At 61.2% G+C, this 16970-nt stretch carries 18 protein-coding genes; all 18 read left to right on the top strand.

From position 1 onward, the window contains the following. The first annotated feature begins 2 nt into the window (after positions 1-2). The gene (gene atpB / locus HGA39_08325) at positions 3-848 is read left to right on the top strand and encodes a F0F1 ATP synthase subunit A (protein ID NTW29349.1); all 846 of its coding nucleotides are present in this window, start codon (positions 3-5) and stop codon (positions 846-848) included. Positions 849-942: 94 nt separating this feature from the next. Continuing rightward, positions 943-1143 carry an ATPase gene (locus tag HGA39_08320; protein ID NTW29348.1) on the top strand — a complete coding sequence of 67 codons (201 nt, stop codon included), beginning with the start codon at positions 943-945 and terminating at the stop codon, positions 1141-1143. A 38-nt stretch (positions 1144-1181) separates the two neighbouring features. Then, on the top strand, positions 1182-1682 hold the full coding sequence (gene atpF / locus HGA39_08315) for a F0F1 ATP synthase subunit B (protein NTW29347.1): 501 nt from the start codon (positions 1182-1184) through the stop codon (positions 1680-1682). Beyond that, positions 1672-2241, top strand: a complete 570-nt coding sequence (gene atpH / locus HGA39_08310) for an ATP synthase F1 subunit delta (protein NTW29346.1) — start codon at positions 1672-1674, stop codon at positions 2239-2241. The genes atpF and atpH overlap by 11 nt, the downstream gene beginning before the upstream one ends. Continuing rightward, entirely contained in the window at positions 2241-3845 is a 1605-nt protein-coding gene (locus HGA39_08305) for a F0F1 ATP synthase subunit alpha (protein ID NTW29345.1), read from the top strand. Before atpH ends, HGA39_08305 begins: the two co-directional genes overlap by 1 nt. Positions 3846-3856: 11 nt before the next feature. Beyond that, complete coding sequence (atpG, locus tag HGA39_08300; GenBank protein ID NTW29344.1) at positions 3857-4753, top strand: ATP synthase F1 subunit gamma; 897 nt, start codon at positions 3857-3859, stop codon at positions 4751-4753. Next, entirely contained in the window at positions 4754-6184 is a 1431-nt protein-coding gene (atpD, locus tag HGA39_08295; protein ID NTW29343.1) for a F0F1 ATP synthase subunit beta, read from the top strand. It abuts the gene before it with no gap. A 9-nt stretch (positions 6185-6193) separates the two neighbouring features. Beyond that, positions 6194-6619, top strand: coding sequence for an ATP synthase F1 subunit epsilon (gene atpC / locus HGA39_08290; protein NTW29342.1), 426 nt, complete (start codon positions 6194-6196; stop codon positions 6617-6619). 152 nt (positions 6620-6771) lie between these two features. Further along, positions 6772-8037, top strand: coding sequence for a UDP-N-acetylglucosamine 1-carboxyvinyltransferase (gene murA, locus HGA39_08285; GenBank protein ID NTW29341.1), 1266 nt, complete (start codon positions 6772-6774; stop codon positions 8035-8037). A gap of 14 nt (positions 8038-8051) precedes the next feature. Beyond that, positions 8052-8474 (top strand): 3-hydroxyacyl-ACP dehydratase FabZ, encoded by a 423-nt coding sequence (gene fabZ / locus HGA39_08280; GenBank protein ID NTW29340.1) that lies wholly within the window; start codon positions 8052-8054, stop codon positions 8472-8474. Between the two features lie 144 nt (positions 8475-8618). Beyond that, positions 8619-9125, top strand: coding sequence for a hypothetical protein (locus tag HGA39_08275; GenBank protein ID NTW29339.1), 507 nt, complete (start codon positions 8619-8621; stop codon positions 9123-9125). 361 nt (positions 9126-9486) lie between these two features. Continuing rightward, on the top strand, positions 9487-10752 hold the full coding sequence (locus HGA39_08270) for an LCP family protein (GenBank protein NTW29338.1): 1266 nt from the start codon (positions 9487-9489) through the stop codon (positions 10750-10752). A gap of 12 nt (positions 10753-10764) precedes the next feature. After that, a complete protein-coding gene (locus HGA39_08265; GenBank protein NTW29337.1) occupies positions 10765-11649 on the top strand; it encodes a WecB/TagA/CpsF family glycosyltransferase in 885 nt (294 codons plus the stop codon). Continuing rightward, positions 11646-12728, top strand: a complete 1083-nt coding sequence (locus HGA39_08260) for a glycosyltransferase family 4 protein (protein NTW29336.1) — start codon at positions 11646-11648, stop codon at positions 12726-12728. Before HGA39_08265 ends, HGA39_08260 begins: the two co-directional genes overlap by 4 nt. Then, positions 12725-13522 (top strand): purine-nucleoside phosphorylase, encoded by a 798-nt coding sequence (locus tag HGA39_08255; protein NTW29335.1) that lies wholly within the window; start codon positions 12725-12727, stop codon positions 13520-13522. Before HGA39_08260 ends, HGA39_08255 begins: the two co-directional genes overlap by 4 nt. Positions 13523-13546: 24 nt before the next feature. After that, positions 13547-14806, top strand: coding sequence for an adenosylhomocysteinase (locus HGA39_08250; GenBank protein ID NTW29334.1), 1260 nt, complete (start codon positions 13547-13549; stop codon positions 14804-14806). A gap of 2 nt (positions 14807-14808) precedes the next feature. Continuing rightward, positions 14809-16077 (top strand): S-methyl-5-thioribose-1-phosphate isomerase, encoded by a 1269-nt coding sequence (gene mtnA / locus HGA39_08245; GenBank protein ID NTW29333.1) that lies wholly within the window; start codon positions 14809-14811, stop codon positions 16075-16077. Further along, positions 16077-16970: AEC family transporter (locus HGA39_08240; protein ID NTW29332.1), on the top strand; the 894-nt coding region annotated here is incomplete at its 3' end. The genes mtnA and HGA39_08240, both read left to right, overlap by 1 nt.

Genomic DNA, 16970 nt, shown 5'->3' with positions numbered 1-16970 from the left:
GCGTGGAGGGTACAGCATCGGCTGGGCATAGCCCGTTTGATCTCTTGCCTGGCAAAGTCGAGGAGCTACTCCATTCTCTGAGCACTCTGAACGTGAATGGTGAGGCCTACGGGTCGACCCAGTTCGTGCTCACCAACTACATCTTCTTCATGATCTTGGCGTTGATCCTGATGGGGGTTGTCGTCTTCTTCGCCGTGAAGAAGCTTTCGCTCGTACCAAAGAGCAGGCTGTCAAACGGTGTCGAGGCGCTCACGGAGTTCATCCGCAACGACATCGCCGCCTCGCAGATTGGCCACGGAAGCGACAAGTACTTCCCGTTCCTGGCAACGGTCTTCTTCTTCATCCTCTTCAACAACATTCTGGGTCTCATACCTGGCTTCAAGCCCGGCACCGGCACCATGGGTGTCACTGTGGCTCTGTCCACGGTGGTCTTCGGCGTCTTCAACACAGTCGGGGTCAAGGAGCAGGGCTTCATCGGCTACATGAAGAGCTTTGCCCCCAAGGGCGTCTTCTTTCCGATCAACATCCTGGTCTGGGCGATTGAGGTTCTCTCCGCGTTCCTCAGGGTGCTCACGCTCTCAGTCCGTCTTTACGCGAACATGTATGCTGGGCATATCATCCTCGGCATCTTCGCGATTCTGACGGCGCTGTTCACCGAGCCGCTCATCCTGGCGATCGAGACGGGCAGCGGGCTGGGAGGCGCGACAGTCGGTGCGGTTCCGACGATTCTCTGGATCGTCCTGATGACCGCGCTCTACGCGATGGAAGTCCTCGTCGCGGTATTGCAGGCTTACGTGTTCACGCTCTTGAGCGCCGTCTACATCGGCATGGCCGCGCACGAGCACTAGCATCGGCACGATCGCCGGCAAGGCTGCCGGCGTCATGAATAGTTGGAAAGTAGTCCAGATCAAGAAGGATCTGGACCGGTAACGAGGAGGAATTGTGAACGTAATCGGTTACGGTCTCGCCGTCATCGGCGCTGGTCTGGCCATCGGTCTCGCGGGCGGACAGGCTGCGTCGGCAACCGCTCGCCAGCCTGAAATGGCAGGTCGTGTCTTCACCCTGTTCATCCTGTCTGCCGCCTTCTCTGAGGCGCTGGCGCTACTCGGATTCGTGCTTGCCCTCATCGTGAAGGCCGCCTAGTCCGGCATCTTTCCTTCGTGCACTGGAGGTAGTGTGCCGTGAAAGCGATCATCCCGAACATAGCAGAGTTCATACCGGCTCTGATTGCGTTTGCCCTGATTTACCTGCTGCTCAACAAGTTTGCGTGGCCGGCTTTGCTCGGCATGCTCGACAAGCGCGCCGAGACGATTCGCGAAGGTTTGGAGCGTGCCGAGTCCGCAAGGATTGAGGCCGAGCGCCTTCTCGAGGAATACAGGCTCACGATGGCCGAGGCTCGCAAAGAGGCTGGTGCGATTCTGCAGCAGGCGAAGCAGTCTGCCGAAGTCACTCGCGTCGAAGCGTCGACCAAGGCCCAGGCCGAGTACGATGCGCTGCTGGTGAAGGCACGGGAGGCCATCGAGGGCGAGAAGCGCGCCGCGATCGCTGAACTGCAGAGTTCCGTTGCGGATCTGACGGTGGCTGTGGCCGGCAAGCTGATCGGCTCCGAGCTGAGCAAGGAAGACCACCTGAAGGTTGTCGAGAAGTACCTTGCGGAGGCGGGGAGCCTCAATGCGAATTAGCAGGACGCTCGGTAAACAAATCGTAGGAACCTATGCGAACGCGCTGTTTGACGCGGCCGCCAGTGAGGGCGTCGTCGACGAGGTGCACATGCAGCTCGATGCGGTCGTGAGGCTGGTGCGCAGCAGCGCGCCTTTGCGCGACGCCGTGCTCGATGCCGCCGTTCCGGCGGCCAAGCGCGCCGCAACCGTTCGCGGAGTGTTCTCCGGCCTGAAGTCGGCCGTTGTCGACACGCTCGTCATCATGGCCGAGCGTGGGAACTTCGACCTGCTTTCGCGGGTCACGGAAGAGTACGGCCGAGTGGCCGAGGAGAAGCGCGGCATTGTCGCAGTCGACGTGACAACGGCGGTCGCCCTCTCTGAAGCACTTCGTGAGTCGATCATCAACAAGTTCGCTGCCGATCTCGGCAAGGGCGTCGTCCTGCGGGAGAAGGTGGATCCGGCGATCATCGGCGGGATCATCTTCGATGCTCACGGGCAGCGGATCGATGCCAGCATTGCATCACAACTGGAGAGTGCCCGTCAGGTGCTCTCGACCGCACACACTGGAGGTGAAGCGTAATGGCGGAAATCACCGCCGGTACTATCGATGCGGTTCTGCGGTCGCAGTTGGACGCGATCAGCACGAGCGTCGAGTCTCGCGAGATCGGAACCGTTTCTCAGGTCGGCGACGGTATCGCTCGCGTCGAGGGGCTTCGAGGCGCTATGGCCGGAGAGCTGCTGGAGTTTGAGACCTCGGACGGTTCTTCCGTCATGGGTCTGGCTCTGAACCTCGACGAGCATGACGTCGGAGCCGTTCTTCTCGGCGACTTCATCAAGGTCAAAGAGAACGACACCGTCAAGACGACCGGCAAGATCGTTCAGGTTCCTGCAGGTGAGGCATTCCTTGGCCGCATCGTAGGACCGCTCGGCAACCCGCTCGACGGCAAGGGTCCGATCAAGGCCGACGGGTATCGAAACGTCGAGCACAAGGCCATCGGCGTCGTCGAACGTCAGGCAGTGCACGAACCGTTGCAGACCGGCATCATGGCCGTCGACTCGATGATCCCCATCGGGCGTGGTCAGCGCGAGCTGATCATCGGCGACCGCCAGACCGGGAAGACGGCCATCGCCGTCGACACGATCATCAACCAGAAGGGTCGCGGCGTCATCTGTGTGTATGTCGCCGTAGGCCAGAAGGCTTCCACCGTAGCCGCTGTCGTGGAGACGCTTGCCCAGTACGGCGCGATGGACTACACGATCATCGTATCGGCCACCGCAGCCGACTCGGCTCCTCTTCAGTACATCGCACCGATGGCGGGTGCCGCCATCGCCGAGTACTTCATGTACACGGGTGCCGATGGCAAGCCAGCCAACAAGGACAATCCCGGTCGTGCGACGCTGTGCGTCTATGATGACCTTTCCAAACAGGCCGTCGCTTACCGCCAGATGTCGCTCACCCTTCGCCGCCCGCCGGGACGCGAGGCCTACCCCGGTGACGTCTTCTACTTGCATAGCCGTCTTCTTGAGCGTGCCGTCAAGATGAACGATGAGCTTGGCGCGGGTTCCATGACCGCTCTTCCGATCATCGAGACTCAGGCCGGCGACGTTTCGGCCTACATCCCCACGAACGTGATTTCCATCACCGACGGTCAGATATTCCTGCAGTCGGACCTCTTCTTCAGGGGCGTGCGTCCCGCCATCAACGTCGGTATCTCTGTTTCCCGCGTCGGCGGCGATGCGCAGATCAAGGCGATGAAGCAGGTCGCGGGAACGCTGCGTCTGGACTTGGCTTCGTACCGCTCGCTGGAGGCATTCGCACAGTTCGGTTCGGACCTGGACAAGGCTACGCAAAACCAGCTCAACCGCGGCGTTCGTATGGTCGAACTTCTCAAGCAGGGAAGATTCGCTCCGATGCCGGTCGAGAATCAGGTCTTGTCGATATTCGCCGGCTCCAAGGGGTTCCTCGATGACATTGCGGTGAGCGATATTCTCTCGTTCCGAGATGGACTGGTGCAGTACGTACGTACCTCACACGCCGATCTCCTCAGCACGATCGCGTCAGAGAAGAGGATCTCCGACGAGACCGATGCCAAGATCAAGACCGTCATCACTGAGTACAAGCGCCTGTTCGCTTCGGACAGCGCCGGCGACGTCGCCGTGGCCGCTGCGGCCACGGGCAACTAGGGGCGCATGCTATGGCGACTCTGCGGGACATCAAGAACCGGATAACGAGCGTCCAATCGACGCGGCAGATCACGCGCACCATGGAAATGGTGGCGACTGCCAAATTGAAAAGAGCGCAGAACCGGATCGAAAGCGCGAGGCCCTATGCCCTTGCGATGGCCGAGGTGTTGGGAAACCTCGTTCGATACGTGAGTGACGCCAGCCACCCGCTGCTTGAGGTTCGCGACGATCGTCGCCGCATCTGCGTCGTCTCGATCGTGTCCGATAGAGGGTTCGCCGGAGCTTTCAACAGCAACATCATTCGCATGACGGAGAGGCTTCTGAAGGACTGCGCGGAGCAGGGCATCGAGGCGGAGCTGATCACGAGTGGGAAGAAGGCACTGGCCTATTTTCGTTACAGAGGCGTGGAGCCGGCTATTTCGCAGGTGGGGGTATCCGGTCAGCCCGGCATCACAGACGCGCGTATGATTGCCGATCACGTGATTTCGGAATACGAGGCAGGCGCGATCGACGCCGTCTATGTCCTGTTCAATCGCTTCAAGAACGTCGCTGATCAGGTGCCTGAGACGCATCAGCTTCTTCCCGTGGAGTACAAAGCGCTCCAGAAGGCCGAGGCGGACGTCGAGGCGGCGGGCGGTTATCGGGAGTATGTCTTTGAGCCTTCGAGTTCTGAGGTTCTCAACGAATTGCTTCCTGCGTACGTAGAGGCGCTGATCTACCGTGCGATGCTCGAATCCGCTGCGGCCGAGCAGGGTGCGCGCCGCACGGCGATGAAGTCAGCGACCGACAACGCGTCTGACATGATCACTACGCTGACGCGCAGCTACAACCGGGCGCGGCAGGATGCGATTTCGACGGAGATCGCCGAGATCGTCGGCGGGGCCGCAGCGCAAGGAGACCAGAGTTAGATGGCAGCTACAGAGAAGGATTCAGCTATGAACGTTGGACGCATCATTCGCGTCGTAGGTCCGGTCATCGACGTCGAGTTTCCGGCGGACAGCATGCCTGCGATCTACAACGCCCTCACGATCGACGGCGCGACGGAGATGGGCGAGATTCATCTCATCCTCGAAGCCGAGCAGCACTTGGAAGGCGGCGTCGTGCGTACCGTCGCCATGGACTCGACGGACGGAGTGACCAGGGGCATGGAGGTCGTCGACACCGGCGCCCCCATGCAGATGCCGGTTGGTCCTGAGACCCTCGGCCATATCTGGTCTGTGACCGGCAAGTGCATTGACGGCGATACCGTTGAGGTCAAGCAGACCTACCCGATTCACCGATCCGCACCGTCCTACGAGGAACTCGAACCCAAGACCGAGATCTTCGAGACCGGCATCAAAGTCGTCGACCTGCTCGAGCCCTACATCAAGGGCGGCAAGACGGGTCTGTTCGGCGGAGCCGGCGTCGGCAAGACGGTCATCATCATGGAGCTCATCAACAACCTCGCGATGGCGCATGGTGGTACGTCGGTGTTCACGGGCGTGGGCGAGCGCACTCGAGAAGGCACGGCTCTGTGGACCGAGATGAAGGAGTCCGGAGTCATCGACAAGACCGTTCTCGTCTACGGTCAGATGAACGAGCCTCCCGGAGCGCGTCTGCGCGTAGGCCTGGCGGGATTGACTGCCTGCGAGTATTTCCGCGACCAGGGTCAGGACGTACTCCTCTTCATCGACAATATCTTCCGCTTCACCCAGGCCGGTTCTGAGGTGTCCGCACTTCTGGGCCGCATGCCGTCCGCGGCCGGATACCAGCCCACGCTGGCCACCGAGATGGGCGACCTGCAAGAACGTATCACGTCGACCAAGACCGGATCGATCACGTCGGTCCAGGCCATCTACGTTCCGGCTGACGACATCACCGACCCGGCGCCTGCCACCGCGTTCACTCACCTTGACGCTACCACGGTTCTGTCTCGAAGCATTTCCGAGATGGGCATCTACCCGGCCGTCGATCCGCTCGAGTCGACATCGCGTGCACTTGACCCGGCCGTGGTAGGCGAGGAGCACTACCGCGTCGCGCTTCAGGTACAGCGGATTCTGCAGAAGAACAAGGACCTTCAGGACATCATCGCGATTCTCGGCATGGACGAGCTTTCCGAAGAGGACAAGCTCACAGTAAGCCGGGCCCGCAAGATGCAGCAATTCTTGTCTCAGCCTTTCTTCGTGGCATCGCAGTTCACCGGCATGGAAGGCAAGTACGTCAAGCTCGAGGACACCATCAAGGGCTTCGACATGATCGCTTCCGGTCAGTGCGACGATATGCCTGAGCAGGCCTTCCGCTATGTTGGCACCATCGAAGACGCATTTGAGAAGGCCGCTGTCCTGGCTGCTCAGGGCTAAGGAGCACACATGGCAACGCTTCTCTGCGAAATCGTGACCCCGGAGTCCATCCTCTATACCAATGAGGTGCAGATGGTGGTGGCAATGACTACCGGTGGCGAGGTCGGCATCCTGCCGATGCACGTCCCGTTTGTCGCTGTGCTCGCTCCGGGCGAAGTCCGACTCCGTTTTGGCGACTCGGCATCCGACTGGGAGTTCTTCTCTGTCTCGGGCGGCTATCTGCAAGTCCAAGAGGATCGGGTCATCATTCTGGCGGATGATGCAATTCACGTCTCTGCGATCGATGGGGCGCGTGCCCGCGAGTCGGTTGAGCTCATCAAGGCGCGCTTGGAGGCTTTGCCCAGCGAAGCTGAACGGGAGCGTGCCGAGATGATTCGGGACCTGAATTGGGCCGAGACCCAGGTCAGGCTTGCCGAGAAACACAATCGCGGCTAAAGGGTTCACATGTCTTCGAACTTCACGGGGCGGATACGCGAAAGCGCATCTGCCCCGTCTCTCTTCTGCCTGACCAAGGTCTCGCATGTGTTTTGGTCACGAAAGCGTGACGCAGTCGGCGAACAGTGGGCGAGTACGGTATCCTGATCGGCATGGAATCCATCATCATTCGCGGGGGTAGACCCTTGCGCGGAGAAGTCCGCGTCGAAGGAGCCAAGAACTCCGCGCTCAAGCTTATGGCCGCCGCGCTGTTGGCGCCGGGCATGTCGAGGATCACAAATGTTCCTCAGATTGCAGACGTCGACGTCATGGCCGAAGTACTGTCGGGGCTTGGGGCGCGTGTGACCCGCACCGATCATGCCATTGAGGTCGATGCGACCGAGGTTTCCGGTTACGAGGCCCCCTACGAGATGGTAGCGCGAATGCGCGCGTCGATCTCAGTACTGGGTCCGCTCGTTGCCCGATGTGGGCGCGCGCGTGTGGCGATGCCGGGCGGATGCAACATCGGGTCGCGCAAGATCGACATCCACGTGCGCGGATTGGAGACTCTTGGCGTCGAAATAACCGCCGGCCATGGGTACATCGATGCCGTGGCGCCAAGTGGCGGGTTGCGCGGTGCGCATGTCGCCTTGGATTTTCCGAGCGTCGGCGCAACGGAGAACCTCCTCACCGCGTCTTCCGTCGCGCATGGCAGGACGGTGATCGAAAACGCTGCGCGTGAGCCCGAAATCGTCGATCTCGTTGATTTTCTCAACGCCATGGGAGCCAGAATCCACGGTGGAGGTACGTCGACGATAACGGTTGATGGCGTTACGGCGCTGCATCCTGTTACCCATCATGTCGTCGGCGATCGGATTGAGGCGGGCACCTTCATCGTGGCGGCGGCGCTGTCCGGCGGACCCGTGACCGTTAGCGGATTCGATCCTACGCACATCGAACTCTTCCTCACCAAGCTCCAGCAGTCCGGTTGCTCGGTGGACGTTCTGCCCGACGGAGTCTGCGTCCAACGCACGGGTCCTGTCCGGCCGGTCGATGCACAAACGCTGCCGCATCCCGGATTCCCAACGGACATGCAAGCTCAGTTCATGGCGCTCATGTCAATTGCCGAGGGCAACAGCATCATCACCGAAAATGTCTTCGAGAACCGCTTCATGTTTGCCGATGAGCTTGGCCGCATGGGCGCCGACATCCGCATCGAGGGACATCATGCCCTCGTCAGAGGGGTCGCCCAGTTGTCGGGGGCGCCCGTCAAGAGCCCGGATCTGCGAGGGGGCGCTGCTCTGGTCCTAGCAGCTCTCGTCGCTGACGGGGAGACGCTGGTTGGCGACGTGTATCACATCGACAGGGGATACGAGCGGTTCGTTGAGAAGCTTGCCGCACTTGGCGCCGACATTGAGCGCCGGGATCTGATCGCGTAGAGAAGGGTGTACTGATGCTTGACCGTTCGCAGATTCAGACGATTATCCCTCATCGCGATCCGATGCTCTTGGTGGATCGCATCCTGGAATTCGAACCGGGTGTTTATGCGATCGGAGAACTTGACGTCACCACCTCGGCGTTCTGGGTTCCCGGGCACTTCCCAGACTACGCAGTCATGCCGGGAGTCCTGATAGTCGAGGCCCTCGCTCAGGCCGGGGCGGTAGCGCTTTTGTCGCTGCCGGAAAACGCAGGAAAGATCGGCTTCTTCGCGGGAATCGACAAAGTTCGCTTCAAGAAACAGGTAGTCCCAGGCGACGTTGTGCGACTTGAGTGCCGTATTACCAAGATGCGTGGCAGCATCGGCTTCGGTGAAGCGAAAGCTCTGGTGGACGGCGCCTTGGCGTGCTCGGGTGAGCTCATGTTCGCAATACAGTAGAGCGTAGTGACCGTGACCGCTCGTCGGCTTGTCGGCTATGATGTCGAGGCTGGTTCTTAGCACTGTTGACACACGGATCGTGAATCGCCTGCCCAAGGCTCGCGGAAGCGGTTCGCTATCGTCTGATCATGGAGGTCTGACGCCATGTCCGCATACATCCATCCCACCGTTTTGAAGAATCCCTCATACTCTCCCGCGCCTTTCACAATCGTGGATGAAGGGGTCGCCCTGTTCAAAGGCGTTGTGACAGGCTCTTTCGTCCGGATACGCGCCGGAGCGAAGCTCAGAGAAGGCTGCGTGCTCGGCGATCATGTCACGGTGTTCGAGAACGCCGATCTGGGCGCCGGCTGCGTTGTCGCCGATTTCGCAGCGGTCGGCAGGTATCCCGAAATTGCGGACGGCGAGCCGCTGGCGGGGCTCATAGTCGGCGAAGGAACCCTGATCGGTAGCCACACTATCGTGCTGGCGGGAAGCGAAATCGGCACTGAATGTGTGATCGGCGACGGGGTGATTCTGGGTCAGCGCTGCCGCTTGGGGGACCGGGTGGTGATCGCGGCCGGGGTCGTAGTCGGGCCCGATGCACACATTGAAAGCGACACTGCCATTCAGGGTGGCACAGGCATCGCTGAGAAGGATGCCGCTTCTGCGTGAAGACAGCCGGTAACGGCTTGACCACACGAAGAGTTGAAGCGGGCAAGTGCGAGGAAAATATACAGACCAATCTCGGACTGAAGCTTGGCTAGCGTCTTGACGCAAAGCTTCGGCCAATACAGCGAGGAGTGGCATGGGAAGGCATACTGCAGGGCGTGGTTCGGATGAAGGGGCCAAGAAGCCGCCTCGTCGTGGAGCAGCGGCTCAGCGAGGTTCTCTGGAGCGCCTGACTTCCGATCGGGCTCGCCGGCAGGCATTGCGAGTCGATTCCCCCCAAGCTCGGCACGCTTCGCTTGAGAGTGCACCTCCTCGCCTGCGCGCTGAACGCGACCGTAGGCGCACTCGCAAGAAGCGAACGCTGTTGATTGTCTCACTCTCTGTCCTCGCGCTTCTTCTGGTGGGAGCCGGCGGCGTTTGGGTCTACATGAAACGCATTGAGTCGACCATGCAACAGGGCATGGCTGTTCAGCAAAAGGAGATAGATGCTCAGCTGACGGCTGCCACACCGACGGAACCATTCAATGTGCTGTTGCTGGGCACCGATGGCCGCAAAGGCGAAACGTCTTATCGTTCAGACACGGTCATGCTCGCGCATATCGACCCGGTGGCGAAAAAGGTCTGGATTGTCTCGATACCCCGCGATACGAAAGTGGCGATTCCCGGCCATGGGCAGGACAAGATCAACGCGGCTCACACTTATGGAGGGGCGGCGTTGACTATCCAGACGGTGAAGGAGTTCACCGGACTGCCCATCAACTACTACATGGAAGTCAACTTCGAAGCGTTCCAGAAGGCGGTTGACGCCCTCGGCGGGGTTTGGGTTGACGTCCCGGTCGCCATCAACGATTCAGAGGCCGATGGCACCACCAACAAGACCGCATCAAAGGTTGCCGCAGGCTATCAGCTGCTTGACGGCGCACATGCGCTTACCTTCGTTCGAGCGAGACATCAGTTCGTCGATCAGGACTTCGCTCGCATGAGGAACCAACAGCTGTTCCTCAAGGCGCTGGCCGATCAGATGACAAAGGCGCAAAACATCAGCAAGATCCCGTCGATTGTCTCGGCTGTGGCGCCCTATGTGACCACGAACATGTCCTTGGTCGATATGGTCAAGACGGCGCAGGCGCTCAAGAGTGCGGGGAGCCAGAACGTCTACACGGCGACTGTCACCGGTTCCTGGAGCTCACCGTACATCATTCCCGACCTTACGGTACTGAACAAGCTGATGGGGGACATAAAGGCGGGAAGAAGCTTCGATTCCACCTCCACCTCTACAGCAGGCGCCTCAACGACTGCCGCGCCGGCAAAGCAGCCGGCTGACGTATCGGTGACCGTGCTCAATGGCGCGGGAATCGCCGGTGTTGCCGGACAGGCGTCCGCGATACTGAGAGCTCAAGGATTCCCAATCGCGAGTGTCGGCAACGCAAGTCAGAACGTATACACGCAGACACTGGTGATCTATAAGACCGACTCCAGCCTGGCAGCACTGGTGGCTTCGTACCTTCAGCCCGGAACGAAGCTAGTGGAAAGCAGGGGGATGTACACGTTCTCGTCGGATGTGCTTGTGGTTGTGGGTAAGGACTGGAACCTGAGCAAGGTTCCGACTGTGCCCGTGAATACAAACTAGGCATAACAGGCCATGAAGCATATTGAGATCATGGAGTCTCGGGTAGACGTCGTCAGTAGCCAAGAGCTGGCGAGGTTGATGCATGAGCGTCTCAAGGGTGTAAGTGCCATTCAGATATCGAAGATCAACACAGAGATGTTGCATCGAGCGATGCACAACGAGCGTTTCCGCGATTCGTTGGGTGACTCGGATCTCAACATTGCAGACGGGCGCGGCGTTCTCCTGGCGGCCAGATACCTGTCTTTGCCGGTCTCGGCCAGCCAGGTCTTACGATGCCTCCAGGCCGTGTGGCAGATGGCACGTTGCAGTGTGGCCATCGTATCGAACTCAAGCTTCATCGCCGAGCCCATCGCCGAGAACATCCCGGGCGTCGATGCGCTGAAGCTGATGCTGCGGTCTGCCGAGCAGGCCGATTCGGGAGTATTCTTCTTCGGGGCGCACCAGAGCGATCTCGATGCGGCCGTCAGCAGCATCCGGAGCGAAATGCCGGATCTGAGGATCTCCGGCGCACTGGATGGATACGGATTCCAGTCGGATCCGTCCGTCGATCCTGTTGAGATTATCAACGGAACTGACGCCAAGTTGCTGATTGTCGCCTTGGGATCTCCACTCCAGGAATATTGGATCCGAGACAATCTTGCCGGTCTGAAAGGCATCCGTGTTGCCGTCGGAGAAGGCGGGTCGCTGGCGTTTCTTGCAGGCACCCAGAAGCGGGCACCGAAATGGATGCAAGATGCCGGCTTGGAGTGGCTATGGCGGACGCTGGCCAACAAGTCGCTCACTCACCAGACCGGCAGCAGGGTCGGGCGTGTATGGAATGCAGTGCCGGTCTTCATGTGCGAAATGGTAAGGTGGAAGGCAGTTCACGGGGCGATCAGAGTCGAAGCGGACGCATGAAACGCATAGCGATTGTCTATTCCGGGGCAAGGCACTGGGGGGGCGTCGAAACGTATCTTGAGTCTCTGTTCAAGAACGTCGACGCATCCAGGGTCGATGTGATGCTGCTCTCTCTCGGTCGTTGGCCGCTCAGCGACAGGCTCAAAGACAGGGCGGTGCTTTTCTCGGAGTCCCGTCTCCGTCCCAAGACGGTAGTCGAACTCCGGAAGTACCTCGTCGACAACGGTTCCGATCTGGTCGTCTCGCAGGGAACTGTGGCCAACGCCTATGCACGCGCGGCTGCTTGGCTAAGTGGTATCCCCAGCTTGGTGACGGTACACAGCATCCGCGAATCCGACTACTCCAGCCCGATCGTCTCGGGACTGTATGCCTTGATCGATCAGATTTCGAGGTTTCCGACCCGAACCTACATTGCAGTCTCGAACCATGTGCGTGGATATCTGATCGACGCAGGGATCGATTCAGCGCGAATCAAAGTCATATACAACGGTGTCGGCTTTCAGCCGGAGACGGGTGCCGCCGTTCGTCGGCAATTTGGCGAGGGTGGGGAAGTTGTCATCGGATCGATCGGCCGGCTCCACACCACGAAGGGCTACAGCAACCTGATTCGCGCGGTCAGCCTGCTGGGAGAGGCTCGCTGGAGGCTGGAGATCGCCGGCGAAGGGGACGAAAGAGGCGTTCTTGAGAGGGAGATCGCCGAGCTGGGCCTCTCGGACAAGATCAAGTTGCTTGGCCACGTTGACGAAATCTCGGAGTTGTTCGTCCAGTGGGACATCTACGTTCAGCCATCGGTCATGGAGGGTTTCGGCCTGACGGTCGTTGAGGCGATGCTTGCCGGCAAGCCGGTGGTAATCACCCCGGTCGGCAGCCTGCCGGAACTCGTGGCAGACGGGCGGACCGGCGTAGTGGCGAAGAGCACGGCGCCAGAGGCGATTGCGGTAGCTCTGGAGCGGCTCATTCACAACCCTGAGATGGCTTGCGAGCTTGCGCAGGCCGGCAAAGACGAGGCGCAGAGGCGGTTTGCAGTCTCGAAGTGGGTAGAGGAGACGCAAGACGCATATCTGGAGGCCGCACGATGAGCAGCGCAGCGGATGAACTTGAACCGGTTGAGGTTGCGATAATCCTCGGCTCGGGATTCTCCCGTATAGCCGAGCGGATCGGCTCGCCCGCAGTCATTCCGTTTGAGGACATCGAGGACTTCCCTTCGCTGCGGCGCTCGGTGCTTGGTCATGCGGGACGTCTGGTCGTGGGGACTCTCGGCGGACGGCGGGTCGCTGCGTTCCAGGGTCGGCTGCACGGATACCAGGGCTACTCGGCGTTCGAGGTGGCCGCGCCCGTGCGCGTCGCCGCAAGTCTGGGCGCGAAGGTTCTGCTGGTCACCAACGCAGCTGGTGCGGTGTCTGCCGATATCGCGCCGGGAGAGATCGTGCTCCTGAGCGACCAGCTCAATTTGACGTGCGGCAATCCGCTCGTCGACCAAGAGGCCCTATCGCTCACGCCGCAGTTCGTCTCGATGCGCGAAGCGTTCGATCCGGAACTGCGCACGATCGCCTTGCAGTCCGCAGTCGACGCCGACGTGGCGATGCGGTCCGAGGGCGTCTACGCCGGGCTTCTCGGCCCCAGTTACGAGACGGCCGCTGAGGTCCGCATGCTGCGGACTTTGGGTGCCGATGTCGTCGGCATGTCCACGGTGCATGAGGTCATCGCGGCACGTGCGCATGGGCTGCGGGTTCTCGGCTTGTCGCTTGTCACCAACGCGGCGGCAGGGGAGGGACTTTCGCACGCCGACGTACTTGAGATGGGCCGCGCGAACGCTGTGCGAGCCGAGACGCTCGTCCTTGCTATACTGCAGCGGCTATCCGGCACGCTGTGAATACGGATCTAGAGGAGTTTTGAAGTGAACCATCATGTGAAGGATCTCTCTCTTGCCGACACCGGCAAGTCACGCATCGAATGGGCCGACCGCGACATGCCCGTGCTGGCTTCCATACGCGAGCGTTTCGAGGCCGAGAAGCCGCTTGACGGCATTCGCGTGAGCGCGTGCCTCCACGTGACCACCGAGACCGCGAATCTCATGCGCACTCTTGCGGCCGGCGGCGCCGACATCGTGCTGTGCGCCTCCAACCCGCTGTCCACGCAGGACGATGTGGCTGCGGCGCTTGTGAGGCACTACGGCATCCGCACGTACGCGATCAAGGGCGAGGACACACCCACCTACTACGCACACGTCGACGCGGCGATCGACCACAAGCCGCAGATCACGATGGATGATGGCGCGGACGTCGTCGGCCGCATCCATGCCGAGAGGCCCGAGGCGCTTGCCGATGTGATCGGCGGCACCGAGGAGACTACGACCGGCGTGATCCGTCTGCGCGCCATGGCCGCCGACGGGGCGCTCAAGTTCCCGATCGTGTCGGTCAACGACGCCAACACGAAGCATCTCTTCGACAACCGCTACGGAACCGGTCAGTCCACTATCGACGGCATCATTCGCGCGACCAATCGTCTGATCGCCGGTCGCACGCTGGTCGTCTCGGGCTATGGCTGGTGCGGACGTGGCGTCGCCATGCGGGCCGACGGCTTGGGCGCGAACGTCGTTGTTTGCGAGATTGACCCACTCAAGGCGCTTGAGGCGGTCATGGACGGCTACCGCGTTATGCCGAGCGTGAAAGCCGCTGCGATCGCCGACATCTGGGTGACGGTGACCGGCGACATCAACGTGATCGACTCTCCGGCGTTCGCCGTGATGAAGGACGGCGCGATCATCGCCAACTCCGGCCACTTCAACGTGGAGATAAACATCCCGCATCTGCGTGAGAAGGCCGTGTCGGTCCGCGAGGTGCGCCCGCTTGTCGAGGAGTTCACGCTCTCCGACGGCCGCGTCATCTACCTGCTTGCCGACGGGCGCCTCGTCAACCTCTCATGCGCCGAGGGGCACCCCGCGAGCGTCATGGACATGAGCTTCGCAAACCAGGCGCTTGCCGCCGAGTACATGGTCGCCAACGCCGCGGCGCTCCTCCCCGGCGTCTACCCGGTTCCGGCCGATATCGACGCGGAGATCGCCAAGCTCAAACTCGCCACGATGGGCGTCGAGATCGACACCCTCACCGCCGAGCAGGAGCACTACCTTGCCAGCTGGCAGGAAGGCACCGTCTAGCAATGGGAGCCGAGAGTATCCCGCGTACAATCTGGTGGACCCGCGATGAGGCATCGGGCCACGTTGCTGTCCAGCTGATCGACCAGACGCGCCTGCCCTTGCAGGGAGACATTCTTTCCTGTGCGACGGTGGAGGGTGTCTGCCTCGCGATCGGGTCGATGGCCGTCCGAGGTGCGCCTGCGCTCGGCGTGGCCGCCGCACTGGCACTTGCGCTGTGGACCGAAAATGAGTCCGAAGCTGCCGACACGGTCGAAGCGTATCTCGCGGGCCTCGAGGCCGCCGCTTGCCAAGTGGCGGCAACTCGCCCGACGGCAGTCAACCTTGCGTGGGGCGGGCAGCGCATCCTGAAGGTCGCGCGCGACAACGCGGACCTCGGCCTTGAGGCGCTGAAAGCCCTAGTGGTCCAGGAAGCCCTCAACATGGCCGCCGAGGACGAGGAGCGCAATCGCAGCATCGGAGCATGTGGCGCCGAGCTTCTGCCGCTGGGATGCCGAGTGCTGACGCACTGCAACGCCGGTTCGCTGGCAACCGCGTACTTCGGCACTGCGCTCGGCGTGGTGTTCGCGGCTCACGAGCAGGGCAAGATTGCGCACGTCTGGGTCGATGAGACCCGTCCGGTGAACCAAGGAGGACGACTGACGCTGTGGGAGTTGCGTCTTGCGGGTATTCCCTCGGCGCTGATAGTAGATAGCGCCGCGGCGATGGTGATGAAGCAGGGACTCGTGGACGCTGTCATCGTTGGCGCCGACCGCATCGCGGCCAACGGCGATACGGCGAACAAGATCGGCACCTACGGTCTTGCCGTGGCCGCACGTGCGCATGGGATTCCTTTCTACGTTGCGGCGCCCACATCGACCATCGATCTCACGCTGGAGTCCGGCGACGAAATCGTCATCGAGCAGCGCGATCCCCGTGAAGTCACCGGGTTCACCGTCTCGGGCACCTTCGAGGCCGATACGACGACCGCCAATCGAGCCTTCGACGCTCTGACCGAAGAGGGCCCCTACGAGTTATCTCTCCTGCGGGGACACCAGATGGTGATTCAGCGCAAAGGGGGAGCGTACGCGTTCGACGCATGGTTCCGGATGACCCCTCCCGGCGCAGAGGTGTACAACCCGGCATTCGACGTCACTCCGGCTGAGTACATAACCGCCTTCGTGACCGAGCGCGGTGTTGTGCGCCCCGAGCCGGATTATGCGGCGGCCCTCTGTGCCACGTGTGAGGGTTCCGGCGCGATGCATGAACTCGGCGGGGAGAGCGCGGAGTCCTGATGACCAGCGGCACCGTCATGTCGACAGTGCTGGTGTTCGTAGGCATCGTGCTGCTCGGGGCGCTCCTGCGGGCGTTTCGCGTGCTGAAGGCCGAAGACACGCGGCCGATCAATGCGATCATCGTCTACGTATGTCTACCTGCGTTCATCTTCCGCGCGATCCACGGCGTCTCCCTCAACTCCGACCTGTGGATTGTCGTTGCCGTCGCTTGGGCTGTGTTCGCGGTGATGCTCGCACTGGCATGGCTTGCCTCCCGGCTGCTGCGGCTGCCTCGAAAGCAGGCCGGAGCCTTCATGATCGCAGCCGCCCTGGGTAACACGGGCTACATAGGGTACCCGTTGACCGAGGCACTTCTCGGCAAGGATCAGCTTCCTGAGGCGGTGTTCTACGATGTGTTCGGCACCGTCGCGGCGCTCGTGCTGGTGGGATTCCTGGTCGCTCAACGGTTCGGTCAGGAAGAAGGTAAGCGCGGACGCATCAACGTGCTGCGTGAGTTCCTGAGCTTCCCCGCCGTGATCGCGCTCGCCGTTGGACTGGTGATGAGAGGGGTCTGGATTCCGACGCCGGTAAGCAACGGTTTAGAACTGCTCGGCACAATGGTTGCGCCGCTCGTGATGTTGTCTGTGGGGCTGTCGCTTTCGGCACACGTATTCGGGCGCATGCTGAGGCCGTTATCAGTGCTGGCTGTGATGCGGCTGCTTGTAGCTCCTGCGATCGCGCTCGGCATCGGGGCACTCGTGTTTGCCGCCGACGGTCCCGCGCGGGTGACGGTGCTTGAGGCCGGGATGCCGACGATGATGCTCACGCTGGTGGTCGGCGAGCGGTTTGGGCTTGATACCGATTTTCTAGCGTCGGCGATTCTGGTGACGACCGCCGGCGCCGCGGTCACGCTG

The organism is Coriobacteriia bacterium, assembly GCA_013336165.1.
Taxonomy (GTDB): Bacteria; Actinomycetota; Coriobacteriia; order Anaerosomatales; family JAAXUF01; genus JAAXUF01.
This window is presented reverse-complemented; position numbering and strand designations above follow the sequence as displayed.

Excerpts from the sequence above, each read along its gene's own strand:
- atpH (NTW29346.1), top strand. The coding sequence starts at position 1,672 with ATGCGAATTAGCAGGACGCTCGGTAAACAAATCGTAGGAACCTATGCG.
- HGA39_08305 (NTW29345.1), top strand. The coding sequence starts at position 2,241 with ATGGCGGAAATCACCGCCGGTACTATCGATGCGGTTCTGCGGTCGCAG.
- atpG (NTW29344.1), top strand. The coding sequence starts at position 3,857 with ATGGCGACTCTGCGGGACATCAAGAACCGGATAACGAGCGTCCAATCG.
- atpD (NTW29343.1), top strand. The coding sequence starts at position 4,754 with ATGGCAGCTACAGAGAAGGATTCAGCTATGAACGTTGGACGCATCATT.
- atpC (NTW29342.1), top strand. The coding sequence starts at position 6,194 with ATGGCAACGCTTCTCTGCGAAATCGTGACCCCGGAGTCCATCCTCTAT.
- murA (NTW29341.1), top strand. The coding sequence starts at position 6,772 with ATGGAATCCATCATCATTCGCGGGGGTAGACCCTTGCGCGGAGAAGTC.
- fabZ (NTW29340.1), top strand. The coding sequence starts at position 8,052 with ATGCTTGACCGTTCGCAGATTCAGACGATTATCCCTCATCGCGATCCG.
- HGA39_08275 (NTW29339.1), top strand. The coding sequence starts at position 8,619 with ATGTCCGCATACATCCATCCCACCGTTTTGAAGAATCCCTCATACTCT.
- HGA39_08265 (NTW29337.1), top strand. The coding sequence starts at position 10,765 with ATGAAGCATATTGAGATCATGGAGTCTCGGGTAGACGTCGTCAGTAGC.
- HGA39_08260 (NTW29336.1), top strand. The coding sequence starts at position 11,646 with ATGAAACGCATAGCGATTGTCTATTCCGGGGCAAGGCACTGGGGGGGC.
- HGA39_08255 (NTW29335.1), top strand. The coding sequence starts at position 12,725 with ATGAGCAGCGCAGCGGATGAACTTGAACCGGTTGAGGTTGCGATAATC.
- mtnA (NTW29333.1), top strand. The coding sequence starts at position 14,809 with ATGGGAGCCGAGAGTATCCCGCGTACAATCTGGTGGACCCGCGATGAG.